This window comes from Dialister sp. i34-0019-2H8 (assembly GCF_042846925.1).
In the GTDB taxonomy this organism is placed as follows: Bacteria; Bacillota; Negativicutes; order Veillonellales; family Dialisteraceae; genus Dialister.
In genome coordinates this window covers 24,631-42,562 of record NZ_BAABYQ010000002.1, presented here as the reverse complement: position 1 = coordinate 42,562, position 17,932 = coordinate 24,631, and the positions used below count along the sequence as shown (strand labels likewise).

The 17,932-nt window shown below is 40.9% G+C and carries 15 protein-coding genes; 7 read left to right on the top strand and 8 right to left on the bottom strand.

What is annotated here, in order from left to right:
* Positions 1 to 4: 4 nt before the first annotated feature.
* The 8 genes from ACGG9R_RS11110 to ACGG9R_RS11075 form a co-directional block, all read right to left on the bottom strand.
* The gene (locus ACGG9R_RS11110) at positions 5 to 565 is read right to left on the bottom strand and encodes a hypothetical protein (RefSeq protein WP_390155287.1); all 561 of its coding nucleotides are present in this window, start codon (positions 563 to 565) and stop codon (positions 5 to 7) included.
* Positions 540 to 1,079: a hypothetical protein gene (locus ACGG9R_RS11105; protein ID WP_390155285.1), complete on the bottom strand. Its 540-nt coding sequence runs from the start codon at positions 1,077 to 1,079 to the stop codon at positions 540 to 542. The genes ACGG9R_RS11110 and ACGG9R_RS11105 overlap by 26 nt, the downstream gene beginning before the upstream one ends.
* The gene (locus ACGG9R_RS11100; protein ID WP_390155282.1) at positions 1,079 to 1,612 is read right to left on the bottom strand and encodes a hypothetical protein; all 534 of its coding nucleotides are present in this window, start codon (positions 1,610 to 1,612) and stop codon (positions 1,079 to 1,081) included. The genes ACGG9R_RS11105 and ACGG9R_RS11100 overlap by 1 nt, the downstream gene beginning before the upstream one ends.
* Positions 1,599 to 2,498: a hypothetical protein gene (locus ACGG9R_RS11095; protein WP_390155279.1), complete on the bottom strand. Its 900-nt coding sequence runs from the start codon at positions 2,496 to 2,498 to the stop codon at positions 1,599 to 1,601. Before ACGG9R_RS11095 ends, ACGG9R_RS11100 begins: the two co-directional genes overlap by 14 nt.
* Before the next feature lie 334 nt (positions 2,499 to 2,832).
* Positions 2,833 to 3,579, bottom strand: a complete 747-nt coding sequence (locus tag ACGG9R_RS11090) for a TrbI/VirB10 family protein (RefSeq protein WP_390155276.1) — start codon at positions 3,577 to 3,579, stop codon at positions 2,833 to 2,835.
* Positions 3,580 to 3,582: 3 nt separating this feature from the next.
* Positions 3,583 to 4,443, bottom strand: a complete 861-nt coding sequence (locus ACGG9R_RS11085) for a hypothetical protein (protein WP_390155273.1) — start codon at positions 4,441 to 4,443, stop codon at positions 3,583 to 3,585.
* Positions 4,440 to 5,534 (bottom strand): TrbG/VirB9 family P-type conjugative transfer protein, encoded by a 1,095-nt coding sequence (locus ACGG9R_RS11080; protein ID WP_390155271.1) that lies wholly within the window; start codon positions 5,532 to 5,534, stop codon positions 4,440 to 4,442. Before ACGG9R_RS11080 ends, ACGG9R_RS11085 begins: the two co-directional genes overlap by 4 nt.
* Positions 5,534 to 6,226, bottom strand: a complete 693-nt coding sequence (locus ACGG9R_RS11075) for a VirB8/TrbF family protein (protein ID WP_390155268.1) — start codon at positions 6,224 to 6,226, stop codon at positions 5,534 to 5,536. The genes ACGG9R_RS11080 and ACGG9R_RS11075 overlap by 1 nt, the downstream gene beginning before the upstream one ends.
* Before the next feature lie 428 nt (positions 6,227 to 6,654).
* Between ACGG9R_RS11075 and ACGG9R_RS11070 the strand changes: the two genes are divergently transcribed.
* From ACGG9R_RS11070 to ACGG9R_RS11040, 7 genes are all read left to right on the top strand, one after another.
* Positions 6,655 to 9,993: a MobA/MobL family protein gene (locus ACGG9R_RS11070; RefSeq protein WP_390155265.1), complete on the top strand. Its 3,339-nt coding sequence runs from the start codon at positions 6,655 to 6,657 to the stop codon at positions 9,991 to 9,993.
* Between the two features lie 40 nt (positions 9,994 to 10,033).
* Positions 10,034 to 12,142 carry a DNA topoisomerase III gene (gene topB, locus ACGG9R_RS11065; RefSeq protein ID WP_390155263.1) on the top strand — a complete coding sequence of 703 codons (2,109 nt, stop codon included), beginning with the start codon at positions 10,034 to 10,036 and terminating at the stop codon, positions 12,140 to 12,142.
* A 94-nt stretch (positions 12,143 to 12,236) separates the two neighbouring features.
* A complete protein-coding gene (locus ACGG9R_RS11060; protein WP_390155260.1) occupies positions 12,237 to 12,455 on the top strand; it encodes a hypothetical protein in 219 nt (72 codons plus the stop codon).
* Between the two features lie 74 nt (positions 12,456 to 12,529).
* Entirely contained in the window at positions 12,530 to 14,221 is a 1,692-nt protein-coding gene (locus ACGG9R_RS11055; protein WP_390155257.1) for an ArdC-like ssDNA-binding domain-containing protein, read from the top strand.
* A gap of 99 nt (positions 14,222 to 14,320) precedes the next feature.
* Positions 14,321 to 14,689 (top strand): hypothetical protein, encoded by a 369-nt coding sequence (locus ACGG9R_RS11050; RefSeq protein WP_390155255.1) that lies wholly within the window; start codon positions 14,321 to 14,323, stop codon positions 14,687 to 14,689.
* Positions 14,690 to 14,725: 36 nt separating this feature from the next.
* The gene (locus ACGG9R_RS11045; protein WP_390155252.1) at positions 14,726 to 15,508 is read left to right on the top strand and encodes a hypothetical protein; all 783 of its coding nucleotides are present in this window, start codon (positions 14,726 to 14,728) and stop codon (positions 15,506 to 15,508) included.
* A 14-nt stretch (positions 15,509 to 15,522) separates the two neighbouring features.
* Positions 15,523 to 16,188, top strand: coding sequence for a transglycosylase SLT domain-containing protein (locus ACGG9R_RS11040; protein ID WP_390155249.1), 666 nt, complete (start codon positions 15,523 to 15,525; stop codon positions 16,186 to 16,188).
* The last annotated feature ends 1,744 nt before the right edge of the window (positions 16,189 to 17,932 follow it).

Genomic DNA, 17,932 nt, shown 5'->3' with positions numbered 1-17,932 from the left:
CTCCCTATTTAAGTGCAATAAAGTTGCCATCCACATAGGCACCTTTAGCAGTAACCGCACCAACCGTACCAAATGCCGTATCACTGCCACTTCTTGCAGTAACCGTCTGATTACCACGGCCCAAAACAACCACATCAGGGGGCAGTACGCCGATAACATTCACTTCATTTGATTCGGTATAATTAACACCAACGTTACCTTCAAAACCCTCAGAACGAGGTGTAAACGGCATAGGTGGAACGCCTGGGGGAGTAGGAGTACTGACACCTTGTGTGCCACCCATACCCATTCTTGCAACCCCGGCACCAGCACCAGTTACACTGATTGTTCCAAATGGATTTGCACTTTCGGCATAATCTGTAGAAGAAATAACAGGAGAAATGGTATCAAGATTAATAACCGGAATCTCAGGAACACTGGATGGTGTAACGCTGAGAAGCATATTGTAAGAACCAAAAATACCAATAGATAAAACCATGCTGGAAGCATAAGCAACGATTTTCGGAGTAAAACCTATTTTTCTCAAAGCAAATGCCCCCTTACTGGAAATAAATATTGTATTCAAGAGTAGCTTTCATAAGACCGCTGGCACTTGAAGACTTTTCATCATTCAAAGAGAAAGAAGAATTGGTAATGACCACCAGATGATTCTTTTCAAATTCATTCAGAGCAGACATTAAATCATTCCATGTACCTGTCAGAACTACCGTACTCTTTCTATATTTGACCGGAATTTTCTTATCCGGTTTATCTGTCGGAGCGTCATTCTTGACAGATAAAATAGTCAAATTATGAGTTTTGAGTAGAGATAACTGCTCAGATTGAACAGAATCAATATCCGAGAGCTTACATGGCTTCAAAACCATGTTATAGAGCTTCGTAGCGTCCTTATAATCAAACTTCTGGAACCAGTTGCTTTGAGCGGTATATTCTGCTTTCTGGTGTTCATTTTCGGCTATTTTTGTTGAATAAATCTGGGAAAGGAACACAGAAGAACCGACAGAAACAACAGACAGAAGAACCATCATCATCAATTTCTTTTTAAAAGGGGACTGATCTTGCATAAATGCATTAAACATTATTTATTCGCCCCCTTATTCTGTGGCGAAGCAGGTGCTTTAGCAGGTGCTTTCACTTTAGAAACCGCATCAATGGTAAAGGAGTAAACGCCTTTATCAAAAGAAGACTGTGTGACAACACACTGGAAGCCTTTCCCAAAATCCATGCTCGAAGCGAATGTATCTGCCGATTCCTGGGAATTAGCAAATCCTTTCACTGTATAATGGCCCGGAATGATTTTTATGTTTTCAATCATCACGTCACCAGGCTTGCTTTCAGAAATCTTCGCAATAACGGCGATGGTATTAATCTCATCAGGGCGAGCCTGTTTCATCGTAGCAATGCCTTTGGAAAGGTTTGTATTAAGCGTCTGTGCCCTGTTAAACATATCCTGAGAGAACGTAGGAGCCGGATCAGACAGATACGCATAGGCACATAAAGCACCGGTAACAACTGCACCGGTAAAGCAGAAAATTGTCAAAGTAGAAACTACAAAGCTAATGATGGGACGATTAAACTCATAACGAGCTTTTTCAGTTTCACTTTTTCTCAAAAAGTTTCCGTAGTTTACCGAAAGCACTGTTTACTTCACTTCCTTCCGTCTCTCTATTCGTACCTTTTGTTTTTACGGTACTCATATCTACAACACAACCCGCAGACACCAGAGCGTCTTCTGTATCAGATAAAGATTCATTCGCAAGATTAATTTTCAAAAACTCTTCCGATCTCTCAATAATGACCAAATGGCTATGTTCAAGAGCAGCCTGTAAAGGGAAATACTTTTCTGTAAGACCGGCAAAGTATTGAAGCATAGCATCATTACATGTTTCCGGTAAAAGCCAGCTCATAGAGCCAAATTCATTCATAGCAGTGATTAATCCATTACTATGAATAAAAAGTTGTCCCCGACTGGTATCAAAGATAGGAAGAAAAGTGCTGGAAACATCAGTCACCTTGAACAACGTAAGACCCAGATTGTTACAAGCCGTCTTCAAATTATCCAGGAAGACCGTAGGGATATAACAGGAAGAAGCGGTACAGGTATCGTCTTCATAACAGCTGACAAAAGATGGTGTGTAACTGTCATACAGTTCCGTTAAACCGTCCGGCAGATTATCTGTGCAGAGAGAAAGAACTCTATCTTCCTTATCTGCCAGCGTCTTATCTGAAACATCTCTAAAAGAAGACAACGCAGCTTGCCATGTCTTATACACCAGACCACTTCCAGGAGCGAAGACAACAAAGAATCTACATTCTTTGTCTTTCTCGACATTAAGCACAGACTGAAAAACAGTCTGTGTTCGTTCCGCATCGCTCAGATCGTCCAGCAGAGCAGCATGGTTATAATTCGTGTGATCAACAACAGTCACATTGTTTCCCTTAGCGTTTAGTCGTGTAACAGATAATGTGCCATTTCGTAAAATGAGTACAATATCCAACCCAATCCCCCCTTGGCTTTCTACATAAAGTAAGAAAAGAAATAACATTCATAATAAACAGAATTGAAATATACTCATGATTCAAATGAATCATTTTCTTTGAAAATATGTTTCATTGAGGTGTCCATGGCTTTTACCTCATATGTAAAATTCTTTTTTTAGAGTTAGAGTTATAGTTATATATTTTTATTCTTACGATTCCACTCACAGGAGATGAATGAGTGGAACGTAAGAATAGGAAAAGAGGTGCATAAACCGGATGGGAGGTCCGGTTATATATAAATCAATTACGGAATTTCCGTAATTGATTAACAGAGGGTATTATGACGATTCGCTAGAACGTTTCATCATAAGGACGAATACGAATATCCGTATTCAGAATGACATTGAACTGAAACCCTTCACGAACGGTTCCAGTAGGTCGAAGGTCTTTATTGTTTTCCTTTACCATGTCATTAATACCGGAAAGCAATTCAGAAATAGCAGCTTTCTTGGCATCCGTACCAGCAGACGTATTATCATCATCGCTGGAAGAATCAGAGCGGTCATAGGAGAACCCATCAACGGCCCCAGCCATAATCGCACCTTCCAAAATGCCACGCATTTTCATCCAGGAATGACGAGTGTATTTATCTTTCAATCCGGAATACCCGACACCATCAATCGCACGATAATCCGGTAAATCAACGGAATGACCATTAGGGAAAATGATACGATTGAACGAAATATCTATACGCCGTCCATTCATACTCATCGGATCCCCGATGAGTTTTGAACCGGCCGGAATGAGAAGATGATCACCGGTTACACTGTCAAAAACGTCCTGACGGACGATAGCAATAATGGTGGTTGTCATGTTATCTGAAATCACCGGAGTGAGAAGAGTGGCCGGAATGACTGTACCGGCCTGGAGTACTTCGGAAGCACTCACCAGCTCGTTGTAAGTGCCACGATAATACGAATTGCGAGAATAGGTATTCCGATTGTTATACCCATAAGCACTGACAGGAGAGGAGAGAACAGGCATGGCAATCGCAATAGAAGCCCCCAGCATCAAAGGAATAAAAATCTTTTTCAGCATGAATTACCACCGCCTTGAACCATAACCATAGTTATTAGAAGAACCATTATTCACGACCTGGATGTAATCATCCTGGAAGTTATTCTGGCCGTCCGAATCTTCTGTAACGCCATCGTTGTAATACTGATTGGCCGGACTTTCGTAAGAGTTATTTCTTCGATTACTGGAAGAATTTCTTGACTGACGATCCTCTTTCATATCAAAAAAAATATCACTCTGATTGGCTTTTCTTTCCTCAGTGTAGGAACGCTGTTCATCGGCAAGCTGGCGTTTATAGTACGCAGCCTGAGAATCACTCTGGTACTTTTCGTATGGGGTTAAAGGGGCCGGTTGAGAAGGAGCAGATGGAGCCGAAACGGAAGGACTGCCACCACGAGACGAATAGGAGCTAGAGGAACGATTATACGTAGAAGGACGAGTTCGTTCTTTCGGCACAGCCCTTGTATTTCCGTTTTCATCCACGTAGTAATCATTGCTATCAGGTAGGCTATCGGACGAACCAGTACTGCCATTCCTGCTTGCCTGCTTCCCTGATTTGGCCCCATTATTTTTTGTATTTCCTTTTTGATTTCTGGCTCTTTCTTCGGCTTTCTGTAAGTCACCTTCGCTGAACACATCACTGGCGGTCTGTTTCGTTTCTATTGGTTCCTTTGGTTTGGAATGACCGCAGGAACGGAAGGTAATACCGACACCGACAATCATAAAAATGCCAACTACATACACCAGTAATTTGTTGATACGTTTTGCTTTTTCTGATTGCGGAGAAAGATCAACGCCTTCTTCTGGCTGTTCTTCCTTAGATGGAAATTCAACCTTTTCTTCATCCGGGGGTTCCGGTTTTTTGAAGCGATTCATGAAACTCATCGAGTGCCACCCCCTTGTCTATCAGGAGAACGATCCGGTGCATTTTCATCCTCTTGTCCTTCGTCCTCAAGGATGTTTGCAAGGCGATTTAAGGAATCATCTGCCGGAGCCGGATTACTTGCTTTAATAATGTCCAGCTGTTCTTTTTTCTGCTTTGCTTCCATCTTCTGTTTCAAAGAAATAGGAGCCGTTTCATGGAAATCTACTTTCTGATTCTGCTTCCTTCCAGAAGAAACAGACTTCGCAGCAAGCACCACATTCGGATCCTTGTTCAGCTTAATTTCATCAGGAGAAGGAACCTTATTGGACTTATCATCCTTTTCAAAAATGAGGTAAGACTTCTGGCTGAATACCATAATGATTCGATCCATCACCCGGTCAACTTCCATGAAATTTCCTTTGAGACGATAGTTCACCATTTGAAGTTTCGACTTGTCGTATTCATCAAAGTAGAAGAGTACTGGCATGTTCTGAGTGTTGTCTTTGGAAATCTCAATGTATGTCTTTCGGCCATCATCAAAAACAGAAAGTGGAATGTACTTATTAACTACATTCTTGTTCTTTTTCACTTCATAATGCTTATTGATGAGCTTTGCACGACGAATCGTTTTTAGTACTGCCTGGAGTTTTGCCTGCTCTTCTTCTGTCTTCTTTCTGAGGGCCAGAAGGCGAGCCTGCTCATCTTCGGCCGGGTAATTCCACTTAACGATAAATGCCAAATCATTGTTATATGTAGTTACAATTAAGCGGTAACTTCTCTGGTTAGTATTGATGATAAAGTTGGTGGCAGACTGGGAACTCGGCTTGATATACACATGGCTGGTTCCAGCTACACTGTCCTTTTCTACAGACCACTGTACAGTATTGCCAGAAGCAATTTTCTGTACTTCTTCACCAGGTTTCAGTTCAATGTCTGTCACGTATCCAAGCCGTGCATTGACAAGAAACTGGTTCACCGGGGAGTACTCATAGACAACCGCTGTACCATCTTTAGATACAGGATCATTAATCAATCCTGCTTCATTAGCAGAAGCGGAACCGGCCATCAAAAGAGAAGTCAAAACAAGAGAAACAAGAAGTTTATTCTTCATTATTTCTTGCCCCCTTCCTGTTCTTTGGCATAGTGGAAATCCGAAATAAATAATCCGATCGGGTTCAAAGCCAATTCCTCTTTTTTGGTAATTGGCTTATTTTCAATGGTAAAATTTCCGGAGTAATAATAGTCAGTTGGGTTAGGGCTGGCACCGGAAGTTTTGGTTTCTTTCCAGCGGACAGCATACACATTTTTCTGTCCAGAAACAGGCAGACAGGAAAGAACAGTTACACGAGAAATGGTATTTCCGATCTCGCCGGTAAAGGAATCAAGGTACAGCTTTTTATACTTCCCGGCTGCTTCTGGTGTCATGAATTTAACGGCTCGATTGACGTTAGACTGCATGACTTTTTTGTCCATCGGAATACTTCTCATGTTCTCTACAAACCTGGAAAGGAAGTAAGAAATTTCCGCATCAGTAGGTTGAACATTCTTCTGGGTAAGGGCACCTAATGACTGTACATAACCGGTTTCTTCATCCACATGAATCACGTATGGAATGAAAGTTGATTTCGTCCCAATGTAGGTAATACAGAGAACTGACAAGGCCACACAAGCCATCCCTGTATAAGCAATACGCTGCCATTTCACGATCTGACGATCCTTCATGGCGAAAATTTGTGAAAAGGCTTGAAGCCCTTTGTCTTCATTCTCTGCATAAGAGAAATCAGACTTCTTACTCTCTCCCATAAGACACCTTCCTTTTGGAAAATAAGAACTAGAGACGTGAATATTTATTTTGACATTGTATCTCTATCGTGCTACCATCTTGTTAGAAAATTTATTAACTACGCTCAAAATCACGAGTTAAATCTTACCTGAATTATACGCTAACTACCGAAGAAAAATAAAGTCTAATAAAATTGACTTGAAACATAAAAACAAGGGGAATGATATATATATTTAGAATATAAAGATTTCATAAATTATTGGCGGTAGGCTGAATTAGTAGCAACTACCGAAGAAAAATAAAGTCTAATAAAATTGACTTGAAACATAAAAACAAGGGGAATGCCCACTGATGCACAGAACGCCCTTTCCCCAATATTTCATATTGAGGAAAGGGCGTTCTATGCGTGGGCCCCCCATTGCATGGAGCTTACGGCTGTACCAGCCGTTTGAAGTTACGTCTGCTAATCGCAGACAGAAAAAAAGGTGCAATCATGGGATTCTACTCATCACATATTGAAATGGTAAGACCTAATGTTATGATGTCTCACTACGGATACATCACCCGAAAAGGCAAATACGCCAATCGCCATGATTTCGTTTTTTCTGAATCAGGAAACATGCCCAAATGGGCTAAAGACGAAACCGATTACTGGCAAACCGTTAGCGATAAAGAGATGGATCTTGAACAAAAGATAAGAGAAGGAAAACGAAGAGAAGCTAACTACGCAGTAAGAAAAATTATCTTCGCACTCCCCAATGAAATGACTGAACAGGAAATGATTCAGTTCACCAGAGACTACCTGGAAGCCAACTACAAAGACCTTCCCTATACCTTCGTCATACACAAAAAAGATTCTGCAATTTATGGCATTGAAAACCCTCATGTACATGTCATTTTTTCAGATTATGTAAATAACGAAAGAACAGAAAACCTTGATCGAGATACCTACTTTAAGAAGCATGGTGTAAGCAAAGCAGGGAATGAATATGGTGGTGCTTATCGAACTAGAGACTATACTGCACGCCCACCAAGAGCCTACCGAAGAGCGAGGAAAGATTTAGCGGAACGCATCAATGCCTACTATGAAGAAAAAGGTATAGATAAGAGAGTAAGCGAGAAGTCACTGGAAGCTCAAATCAAGGAAGCATTACAACAGGGAGACTATCTAACAGCTGAAATATTGAAACGATCAAAGCCATTCCGGTTAAGTCCAAGGAAGTTCAAAAAATACGGAAAACTGATTCAACAAAAAGTTTTGGCTGGATGGCGAAATGTAAAAAACCTGGACGATGTACCTGATCCAGAAGTCAGAAATCGGATAGTCCAGGAATTTGAAAAACAACTCAAAGAAGAATTTGCAAACTACACAAAAACCTTTGATAAGCAACCCAGCGATCTGGATAAAATTCATGCCATTGAAGCCAAAATGGATGAACTACAAACCTTCAAGAAATTCGCCCCTAACCGTAATACCCATGTCATGGCTCGCAATGAAAAACGACTGGAAGAACTGGAAAAACAAAAGAACTGGATTCTTCTCAGAGTGTCTAATCAGTCCAGTGATAACTACTACCTTTCCAAGAAGTATGAAAGTGAAATTACTCAAAAATACCGCAATGAAGAAATCACTCATCTCATGAACGCCAGCCCGGAAGAGAAGATCAAAGAGTATGCCATAGCAGCCTATTCCATCCGAGAAATGCATAAACGCATTAACACGCTCATGAAAGAAAAAGAAGAAGTTATCCTCTTAAAGAAGCTCAGTAAACGGACTGATGGAGAAGCCGAAGCCCTGAAGAAAAAACTGGAAAGCAAGGAAAGTCTTCTCCGGTATCTGGAAAAAAATAAGAAGGATACCGAGGATATCCAGGCAGACATTGAAGAGCTTAAAACCCGAATCGATGATCTGGCCGAACGAGTACTCACACCAGAAGAAAAAAAAGAAATTTCAGACCACTTCACCAAAAACTGCAATGAAATATACAAGCTCAAAGAGATTTCTTCTTCCTATGCAACTCGCATAAAGGACGCTGGAATTGATGAAAAGTTCAGGGAAGAACATAAGAAGGAAATCTTTGAATACCTGAAAAATCTGGAACGACTAAACAAATATGACATTAATGAAAAAGCTCAAGAATCACTTTCATCCAAGAAGGGCAAAACACCGTCTTTCAAGGATGAAAGACGGTTACAGGCTGTCAACGATGCCGTACTAAAACGCATCGATCAATTCCAAACAAGCCTAAAAGAGGAAATAGCGAAGAACTGGGATCAGGCCTACGAGAAAGCGTTGAATGATATCACCAATGGCCTGATAGAAAAGTTCAAAAAAGAAAATCGCTTCCTTACCAGGCAGCTCAAAAATCTTGCTCCCTATGAAGAAGATAAGAGAAAAAACATCCAGAATCGATTAACTGAAAACCAGAAAGATATCCAAAAAATAACCAGGATAAACGGACAAAAAGCAGAAGAAAAGGCCAAAGAAATTTTGAAGTACTGGCGTAAAGATAGAAGTAAAAAAGTGGCTGACCTGGCTTCGCTGCAAAAGCAGCTTGCCAAGGACAGCCACCGGAAATACCTGAACCCGGACATTGCTCAAAAGGCCAGAGATGTACTCAAAGGTTCCAACTGGAAGATTGATTACATCAAGGTAAGAGACGGCCATTCTCGCTTTGAAGAAGAACGACTGAGACAACTGGAAGAAGGGTACAAGAATGAGAACTTGACTTTCATGAAAGCCTACAACAATCTCATTCCTCATACCCAGAAGTACTACCTGGAACAACTCGTAGATGAAGAAAGCGGTAAACAACTTACCAGTCTGAAAACCCAGATCAGAGAGGAAGAAAAGAAAAAAGTTTCCATTTCTTTCCCTGATCCACCCATCGATGCAGAACTTAAACGACTTAACCGTCAGTTAGAAAGAACGATCGAAAAATACCGTACTCCGGAAATAATGGAGAAGGCCAGAATCTTAAGTGAAGCCAGCGTAAAACGCTGGCCCCAGAATAGAGCAAAAGCCAAAAAGCTGGTTAAGAAATTCAAAGCCAGAATCGCCAAAGCTCACCTTTCTCAATCTGAAAAACGAAGAAAAAACAAGATTCTATCCTACGCCAAATACCAGTTATCCAGAAGAAAGCTACTCAATGATACCGTAAGCACTCGAATACTGGAATTTAAAGACAAAGTACTCAGAACCATTCCAAGAAAAGAAGATTTCTACATTCATCAAATCATCAATGAAAGAACCAATAATGAATTGATGAAAAAAGAATCGCTCATCAAACAATCCGAAAAAATACTAAAAGATCTTTCTTCAAAATATCCGAAAACCGATCCATCAGTAGTAAAAGCACAGGCACAGGTAGACGCTTTAAAACAGGAAAGAGACCTTTCCCTGAAAGCACAAACCACCAATGAAGTATTAGAGGAAGCAAAGGTAAGACGGCAGGCAGCCATTGACCATGCAGAAGTCAATCTAAATGCTTTGAAGGAAGAACACAAAGCACTTATGAAAGATGCAAACCGTAAACACCTATCCCCAGGAACAAAAGAAAAAGTACAAAGAGACATGGGCATGATGGGCAAACTGCTCAAACGTCAGCAGAAACAAAATGAAAGAGCCAAAGAAATGCTCAGACAAACAATGCAGATGTTTAATCATTCTTCGACCAATGGACTGGATGAAGCAGAACAAGCTATGTATAGTCTGGAAAATATGGCCGGGAACGGATTTAAGAGAGCCAATATCAAGATCTATGGCAATGATGGAATGGGCATGTAACCCAATTCCAGATTTCTAAAAAAACAAAGGAGATATTGAAATGACAGACGAACAACTTTATATCACAGAAAAGCCAAGTGTAGCACTGGCCCTGGCAGATTACTTTGAACGCCATGGAACCCCGCTGACAAAAGAAATGGGGCACTATATCAACACGGAAAAAAACATTGTAATCACCTGGCTGTACGGTCATATTCTGACGGCTTACGAACCAGAAGACTATAACGAAGAATGGAAAACCTGGTGGAAAGCTCCACTTCCAATGGTTCCAGATAAGTTCCTGAAAAGACCAGCTCCTCAGTATAAAGATCACTATAAGCATATCCTTCTTTTATTGAAAGATGCCCATACAGTAATCAACGCTGCCGACCCGGATAGAGAAGGACAGGTATTGTGTGATGAAGTCACAGAAGGACATGTAGAAGGAAAAATTTACAAAAGACTTCTCCTCAATGCCCTGGATGATACATCCATCACACGTGCCCTGGAACACATGGAAGACAATGAAAAATTCAAGAAGTTATATGAAGCTGGACAAACAAGAGAAAACATCGACTGGCTTATCGGTATGAACCTGACACGGTTCTTTACCAATAAAGCCAAAGATGCCCACATTGAAGGTGTAGAATCAATCGGCCGAGTAAAAAGCCCGGCCACCAATATGGTAGTAGAGAGAGAACTGGAAATTGAAAACTTCAAGCCAGAACCCTATTTCAACATCTTTGCTTATCTCAACATTAACGGACAGACAATCAAAGCAGAATTTGAAACAAAGAAAAAGGTAAAAATTCTTTCCGAAGCCGACGCCATTGTAAGTCACTGCTCCGGAAAAGACTTCACAGTACAAGAAGTCAACAATGAAACCAAAGAAGAAAAAGTAAACCAGCTGTACTCCCTTGATACCTTACAGATTGATGCAGACAAGGTATACGGTATCAGTGCCAAAGATACCCTGGCTGCACTCCAAAAACTCTATGAAGCTAAACTGACCAGTTACCCAAGATCAGACTGCAAATACCTTCCGGAAAGCCAGAGAAAAGACGCTCCGGAAATTGCAAAGCTCCTCAATGACAAACTGGCAATGGAAATTGGCCTTATCCCTGTCCAGGCCAATAATGAAAACCTGAATAACTCCACTGTCTTCAACGATAAAAAGATCACAGCCCATCATGCAATCATCCCGACCAAAAATGTACCGGACTTGAAAACGCTGAAAGATACAGAAAAGCAAATCTACCTTCTGATTGTAAGAAAATACGCTGGCATTTTTGTAAAACCATACAAATACACAATTACCAATGTACAAGGAAAGATTGAAGGATATCCATTCAAATTCCGCTGCAAAAAAGTTATTGATGGTGGTTTCACCTTGTATGAACCGAAAAAAGAAAGTGCCAAAGAAAAAGAAGATATTGAACTGAAATCTCCACTGGCAACCGGCCAGCGTTTGCCAGTGACAAAAGCTGAAAAAGAAGCCAAAACAACAGAACCGCCAAAGCGATATACCGAAGGTTCTTTAATCCAGGCCATGACAAATGCAAAAAGCGATGATCCGGAATTAAGTAAAATCCTGACCAAAGTAAAAGGCATTGGTACACCGGCCACCAGAGCAGACATTATCAACAAAATCATAAAGGTAGATAAGCACATTCAAAAGAAAGGGAAAAGCCTTTACCCGACAGTCAAAGGCCGAACCCTTATAGAAATCCTTCCTAACATTCTGAAAAAGCCTGATTACACAGCCATGATGGAACAGAAACTCACAGGAATTGAGGAAGGTACATACACGAGACAACAGCTACTCAAAGATGTAGTTGCTTTCGTCCAGGATATTGTAGGTTCAGATTTCAAAATCATTAACAAACAATACCCATGTCCGAAGTGCCATAACGGTTATCTGCAATATAGAAAATTCAAAGATAAATATACCGGTGATATGAAAGAAATCTTCTTCTGTAACAGCTGCGGCATTGGCTTCCCAGCAGAAGACCAAAAACCAAAAGTTGTTATTTGCCCAGAATGTAAAAAAGGCCTTCTCATAGAAAAGAAAGGCAAATATGGAAAATTCTACGGCTGCACCAATTACCCGGATTGTAAATATGGCATCCGAAAACCTGAATATGACAAATTAAAAGGTTCTAAGTTTTGATTTCATGATTCACTTTTTCAAAAGATGCCAGGCTTACCGCCTGTTTATCTCATAGATTCCTATTCACAATACATTTAGAAAAGAGGTGATAACTGTGGACGATGAAGAATTTGAAAACCCTGATCTGATTATTCCACCAAACATCAAAATCATTGATCCGGAAACACTCAGTGATGAGGAGAAAAAAGAGCTGCAAAGAATCATCGAAGAGACAGGTGATGAACCATCTACCGATGATATGCCACCAGAACTCTACCCTGAATATGAAGTAGAAGATCCGTTGCTTGCAAATCTTGAAGATACCAACGAATAAACCAATTACTCACTATATTCTCTATAGTTCGCCCCGAACAATACACAGATTCGGGGTAGAAAGGAAAGATTACCATGAAATACTCTATGACCGATAACGCAAAAACCACCAGACAGAATGTCAATGCAGAAATCATCAAAACCCTGAGAGAAGGCGTATATTCTGACAGCAAATTCAGAACAAATATGAATGAACTGAAAGGTGTACTGTACAACCCAATCACTCAGACCGCTATCGGTGATAAAAAAGTCATTGAAATTCTGGCACAGGCTGAAAAAGTCACCGACCCACGCTTTGTAACCTTTAATCAAGCTAAAGAACACGGCATGCACGTTGTCAAAGGAGCCAAATCCATTGATACCGTCAACTTCACAGTTGAAGAAAAAACCAACGAAGATGGTAAAAAAGAAGAAATCGCCAAAGGTAGAACAGTCAAATACTTTGACGCTAAACAGGTAAGCGGTATGAAAGAACTCGGTGAACCGCTTGGTGCATACAGTGCCATGGATGTAATTAAACTGACCAATAATCTGAATAACCGTGTAAATGAAGTATACAACGGTCAGGTAAAAGGCTATGAAAGAAGCGAAAAAAACGGTGAACATAGAAATCCACCAATGCCACTCGTACCAGCCAAACTCCAGGAATTTATGGATAAAATGGACGAAAAGATGAGAAAAGCCTACGTGGTATACACCTATTCCATGAGAAACACCCAGGAATTTATGGGCATGAACAAACAGTTTGATAAAGAATACCTGTCTGGCAAAGAAGGGGAAAAATCCGAAGCTCATAACATTGAACCGGAAGAAAGAGAAATCCGTAAAGAGTTCCGTGAAGTTCTGGGAGCATCTCTTCTGGCACGTGAAATCGGAGATAAACCCATTTTCGATGCGTATCTGAAAAATAGAGAAGTCGTAGCAGATAAACTGGCTTCTATCTACGAAAAGAACCCGGAAAAACTCTCTCATGATATGCAGGCTGCCATTAAATCCAAAGAAATGGTCAAAGAAAAGGTCATGTTCATGACTAGATCCAGAAAAAGCAAAGAAGAAATCAAGGCCATGGAAGAAGATTTCAAAAACAACCCGGAAAACAACGGTAAAACTCTTTCCGCAACCGACTACTACCACTACACCGCTATTGATGTACAGAAAGCAGAAGACCGCATTAAGAGCAATGATGCTATGAAGTCCGTAGTAGAAACCAAAGCCATCCAGAAAGCTAAAGAAACCTACGCCAAAACCCTTGATTCCCAGGTTAAAAACCTGGAACTCGCCGGGCCGAATATTGCAAAAATCAGCACCGCACTGGTCAATAAAATTGCTGAATCCAGAAAGAATATCGGCCTTGAATCTGATCCGAAGAAATTCATGAAGGACTATACCGAAATTACCGAAAACAATTTCGACACAGACAAATTCGGTAAAGAAACCATGAATACCAAATCCATGAGCTACTTCAAAGTCAATGAACAGGAAATCACCGAAAAGAATATGACCCATGAACAGATCCTCAACCGCTTTGCCAACGGCAAGGAAGGAGAATCTGTAGATATCATGTCTCAGGTCAAAGTAGACCAGGCAAAGAAAGCCGAAGTAAATGCTATCAAGAAACTCCAGAGACAGGCTGGTGACGCTGCCAGAGCCAAAGCAAGTGCCAAAGCTAAGGCGAAACAGAACTGGAAAAGCAATGAAGTCGCTAAAGCCAAAACAGCCACCAGAAAGCCAAGAAAAGTAAGATCTGCCGGTAAAGGCATGGAATAACAGTCACACTCCTTGTCACGATGTATTTCAAAGCGTTACATGCAGCGTTACGTAACGCTGCATGTAACGCTTTTATTTTTTATAAGGAGATTTTGCTCAATGAATCACAATCTATGGCTACTGAAACATTGGCCGAAGGAAGACCAGCCAAACCTTGATCCGATCATTTACTGTCTGGAAGAAGAATTTAACGAAGAACAGGCCCTAAAAGTCCTGAAAGCCAATGAAAAGCCTCACTATCTGGCTGTTCTCGTGGAAATTGTCGGCTTTGACACCTTCCAGGAATGTCTTGAGGCCGTAAACGGCCCGGAACCCCTTCCAGCAAAACTTCAAACCGAAGACAACACAAATAAACTCATGTACAAAGGAAAAGCCTACTACTTCCCAAGAATGACCCTTTTACCAGTTCCAACAACCAACAAATTCAACTTCCTTTTCAAACTAAAAAAATTAGGAGAACCCAAATGAAATTTGAAGAAGAAAGGAAATAACATCATGGCATTTATGGATAACGCAGTAAAACCACAGAACCCAGAAGAAGTAAAACCAGATGTAGCAGAAGAAGATGATCCGACCATCCCGAAAAAGGAAAAAGATGCAGCAAAAGAAAAAGAAGCAGATAAAAAATCTGCTTCCGAAGAAAAACCCCAAAACCCATTAAAACCGGAATCGGTTTTAATGCCCCTGTCTGCTGTACAGGAACTCACAAAATCGATCATGAGACTTTCAAATACAACACTGGAACTCAAAATGCTCATGTCTGATTCTCATTCCGATGTGTCAATTCTAAAGAACTCCTACTTCCAGATCCGGGAAGATGCCAGAGATATGGCCGACAATGTACAGGAATTTAAGAATATGCTTCCTGTCTTTGACGAAATGGCCCTCAATATCGCTAACATCAAAATCAAATGGGATATGACAATAAACCCTATCACCGATCAGGAAATCCAGGACGGAATTAATAAATCAAAATACAAAGAGGAATATACCAAACTGAACAATATACTTAGTGAAATAAATGACCTGAAAAAGACCATAGAAAAGCAAATGTTCGACATGCAGAGAGAGAATCCCACCGGCTACGCAAGAACCGATGAGTACAGAGATTTATATAGCCTAGGCATGATCGTAATGCGTCTCTTCAATCAATGGCCCCAGGAAATGAAGTACTTCAAAAAAGACGGCCCGGCTCCGCTGGAAATGACAAAAGCCATGGCCGAGCGTTTAGATGTAACCGATGGTAGAGAAAAAGCCAAACAGGAAGAGTGGATGAATCAGGAATAAACGAGGTGATAAGGTTGAAGACGGATATTTTCAAATATTTTTTACTTACTTCTATTTGTTTTTCGTCTTGTGTGAGTGCCCAAGCGATGAGTTTAGAGGAATACATCGCTCAGGAAAATCCGCAGGATGCTCCGTATATTGCCCAGGCGATTTATGATACGTCAAGTATGTATGGTGTCGATCCGCTGGTGATGGCTAGTATTTTCTATGTGGAAAGCCGGTATCATAACAACGCTGTATCGCCAGCAGGTGCTTTGGGTATTGCCCAGCTTATGCCTGGTACGGCTTCCGATCTAGGGGTAAATCCCTATGATATTTACCAGAATATCGAAGGCGGTACACGGTATTTTAAAGAGCTTCTGGATTCTCAGAATCCGTCTGATCCGTACCGGTATAATCTGGCCCTGTCAAGTTATAATGCCGGGCCGGGGAATGTGAACGGTTATAGTCCTACGTATACCTATGACTATATACGAACGGTTACGGACGTTTATAACGATATTGTGCAGCACGTAGATCCTACGACTCCTGTAAAAAGTACTCCGAGACTGGAATATACACCTTCTTCTGATAGCCAGGTATGGACATATCATAAGAAGAGTAAAAAAGAACGTCTGGCTAAGGCGATTCATAAGCTGAAAGACGAGAAGAAGCATGGAAGAGCAAGAGAACGCTATTGATAATTTCCGTATATTCGCCAGATCCCTATAGAACAGCATTTGGGCCACGAAGGATTTATTTCCCTTCCCGGCTGTCTACCGTGTTCGCCTGGTTCTACTGTCTTTTATCGGGAAAGTGATGAAGGTGCGTTTCATTGTCCGATTTGTCTGCTTTCTCACTTTCCTCATTATTTTTTTCTTCTTTCTTTTCCTTTTTCTTTCCATGTTTCCTGGTTTACGGATAGTGTCTATCTTTTTTGGAGACACTGCAATGATGAGACACGAATCATAAAAAGAAACGGCCTTCTCCTATGCAGACTGAGTATATGTTAGACCACGAGTATTAGAAGCTCGAATAGCAAAGACTATTGATTAACGTTTACTTGACGAAAACAAACCACCTACTGATACACCCCACCCATCTCCCCTTAAAATTAAAAAGAAACTGACATGGAAGACCGAAAGAGAGAACCAGTTCCGTTCCTTCGTCCCTACACTGCTTTCTCTTTCCGTCTTCCATGTATTTTTGATTTACTTCTTTTTAGTTACTGGCAGCCAGATAACTTTTCCAAAGCTATCGGCTGCTATTTTAATCTGAAAGATCACTTTCTTCTTTCAAAATTATTTTCTCATAGAGAAAAGCCAGGCTTCCGGTTCTAGTCCCTCGCTCCTGCGTTCCATCAGAAAATAACTCCTATACGCTCCGGCCCTCTATTTTCATCTTATAGATTTCTTATAGGAATCAGATGGCCTACGCTCCTATCCGTTTTTTCCTGATGAGACTTGTCGCTCAGTCCTTCCACCTACAGCCGTCTTTTCTCCATGATATTCAAATATTTTCAATTATTTTTTACTTATTTTTATTTAAAGCAAATCTGGCACGTTATGACGGCCTATACTCCGTAAAGGCCGTCCGTGCCTGATAATATACTATTTTCTTTAAAGTAAAAGGCACCTGTCAAAGCTCCTTACTCCGTAGGACTTTGACAAGTGCCCAAAGAACAAACCTTTTTTGATTTCCTGATTCACTAAATCAAAAAAGAGAACCTGAAAGCGGTGCCGGGCAACAGTATAAAGGCCCTGCTTTTTCCTATTTCACAATACTGTTTTATGTCATTCAAAAGAAACCTGGCACACTAACGGCTACGCCGTTTCCGTATTCCATGCCTACGGCATTACATACCGACCGTGTGCATCCAGAGATACTGCTCTTAAATAACCCAATTCCTATCACAGGAAATACCATTCGTTCCAATGCCCTATTCTGGCTTCACTCCGGATCAAATAGAAAAGGAAAGCAGCTATCTGATTTCCTACATATAGGAATCTGCTTCCCTTTTCATCCGATCCTACGCTCGCCAGAATTTGCCGGGCATCTCCACTTCTGGTATTTCCTATGACACGAATAATAAATATTTTCAATTATTTTTTACTTACTTTTATTTAAAAGCAGGGGCACAAAACATGACCGTCTAAGACTTTGCTTAGACCGTCTGTGCCCTGATAACAGAATACTTTCTTTTAAATTAGCTGCACCTGTCAAAGCTCCTTACTTCGTAGGACTTTGACAAGTGCAAGGAAAAAACAAACCATGATTGATCCATTGAATCAATTACCAGGACAAACCGAAAAGGTGCCGGGCAACAGAAAAAGGCCCGGCCCAATTTATATACCGGTACATTGTACCGGTACTTTTTTATTATCCAAAACAAACCTATTGCTAAAAAGGGAAGTACGTGTGGGGACGGTGCGTGCGGTGTCAACT

Coding starts and splice junctions, on each gene's coding strand:
- ACGG9R_RS11105 (WP_390155285.1), bottom strand. CDS start 1,079: ATGTTTAATGCATTTATGCAAGATCAGTCCCCTTTTAAAAAGAAATTG.
- ACGG9R_RS11090 (WP_390155276.1), bottom strand. CDS start 3,579: ATGCTGAAAAAGATTTTTATTCCTTTGATGCTGGGGGCTTCTATTGCG.
- ACGG9R_RS11085 (WP_390155273.1), bottom strand. CDS start 4,443: ATGAGTTTCATGAATCGCTTCAAAAAACCGGAACCCCCGGATGAAGAA.
- ACGG9R_RS11080 (WP_390155271.1), bottom strand. CDS start 5,534: ATGAAGAATAAACTTCTTGTTTCTCTTGTTTTGACTTCTCTTTTGATG.
- ACGG9R_RS11075 (WP_390155268.1), bottom strand. CDS start 6,226: ATGGGAGAGAGTAAGAAGTCTGATTTCTCTTATGCAGAGAATGAAGAC.
- topB (WP_390155263.1), top strand. CDS start 10,034: ATGACAGACGAACAACTTTATATCACAGAAAAGCCAAGTGTAGCACTG.
- ACGG9R_RS11055 (WP_390155257.1), top strand. CDS start 12,530: ATGAAATACTCTATGACCGATAACGCAAAAACCACCAGACAGAATGTC.
- ACGG9R_RS11050 (WP_390155255.1), top strand. CDS start 14,321: ATGAATCACAATCTATGGCTACTGAAACATTGGCCGAAGGAAGACCAG.
- ACGG9R_RS11045 (WP_390155252.1), top strand. CDS start 14,726: ATGGATAACGCAGTAAAACCACAGAACCCAGAAGAAGTAAAACCAGAT.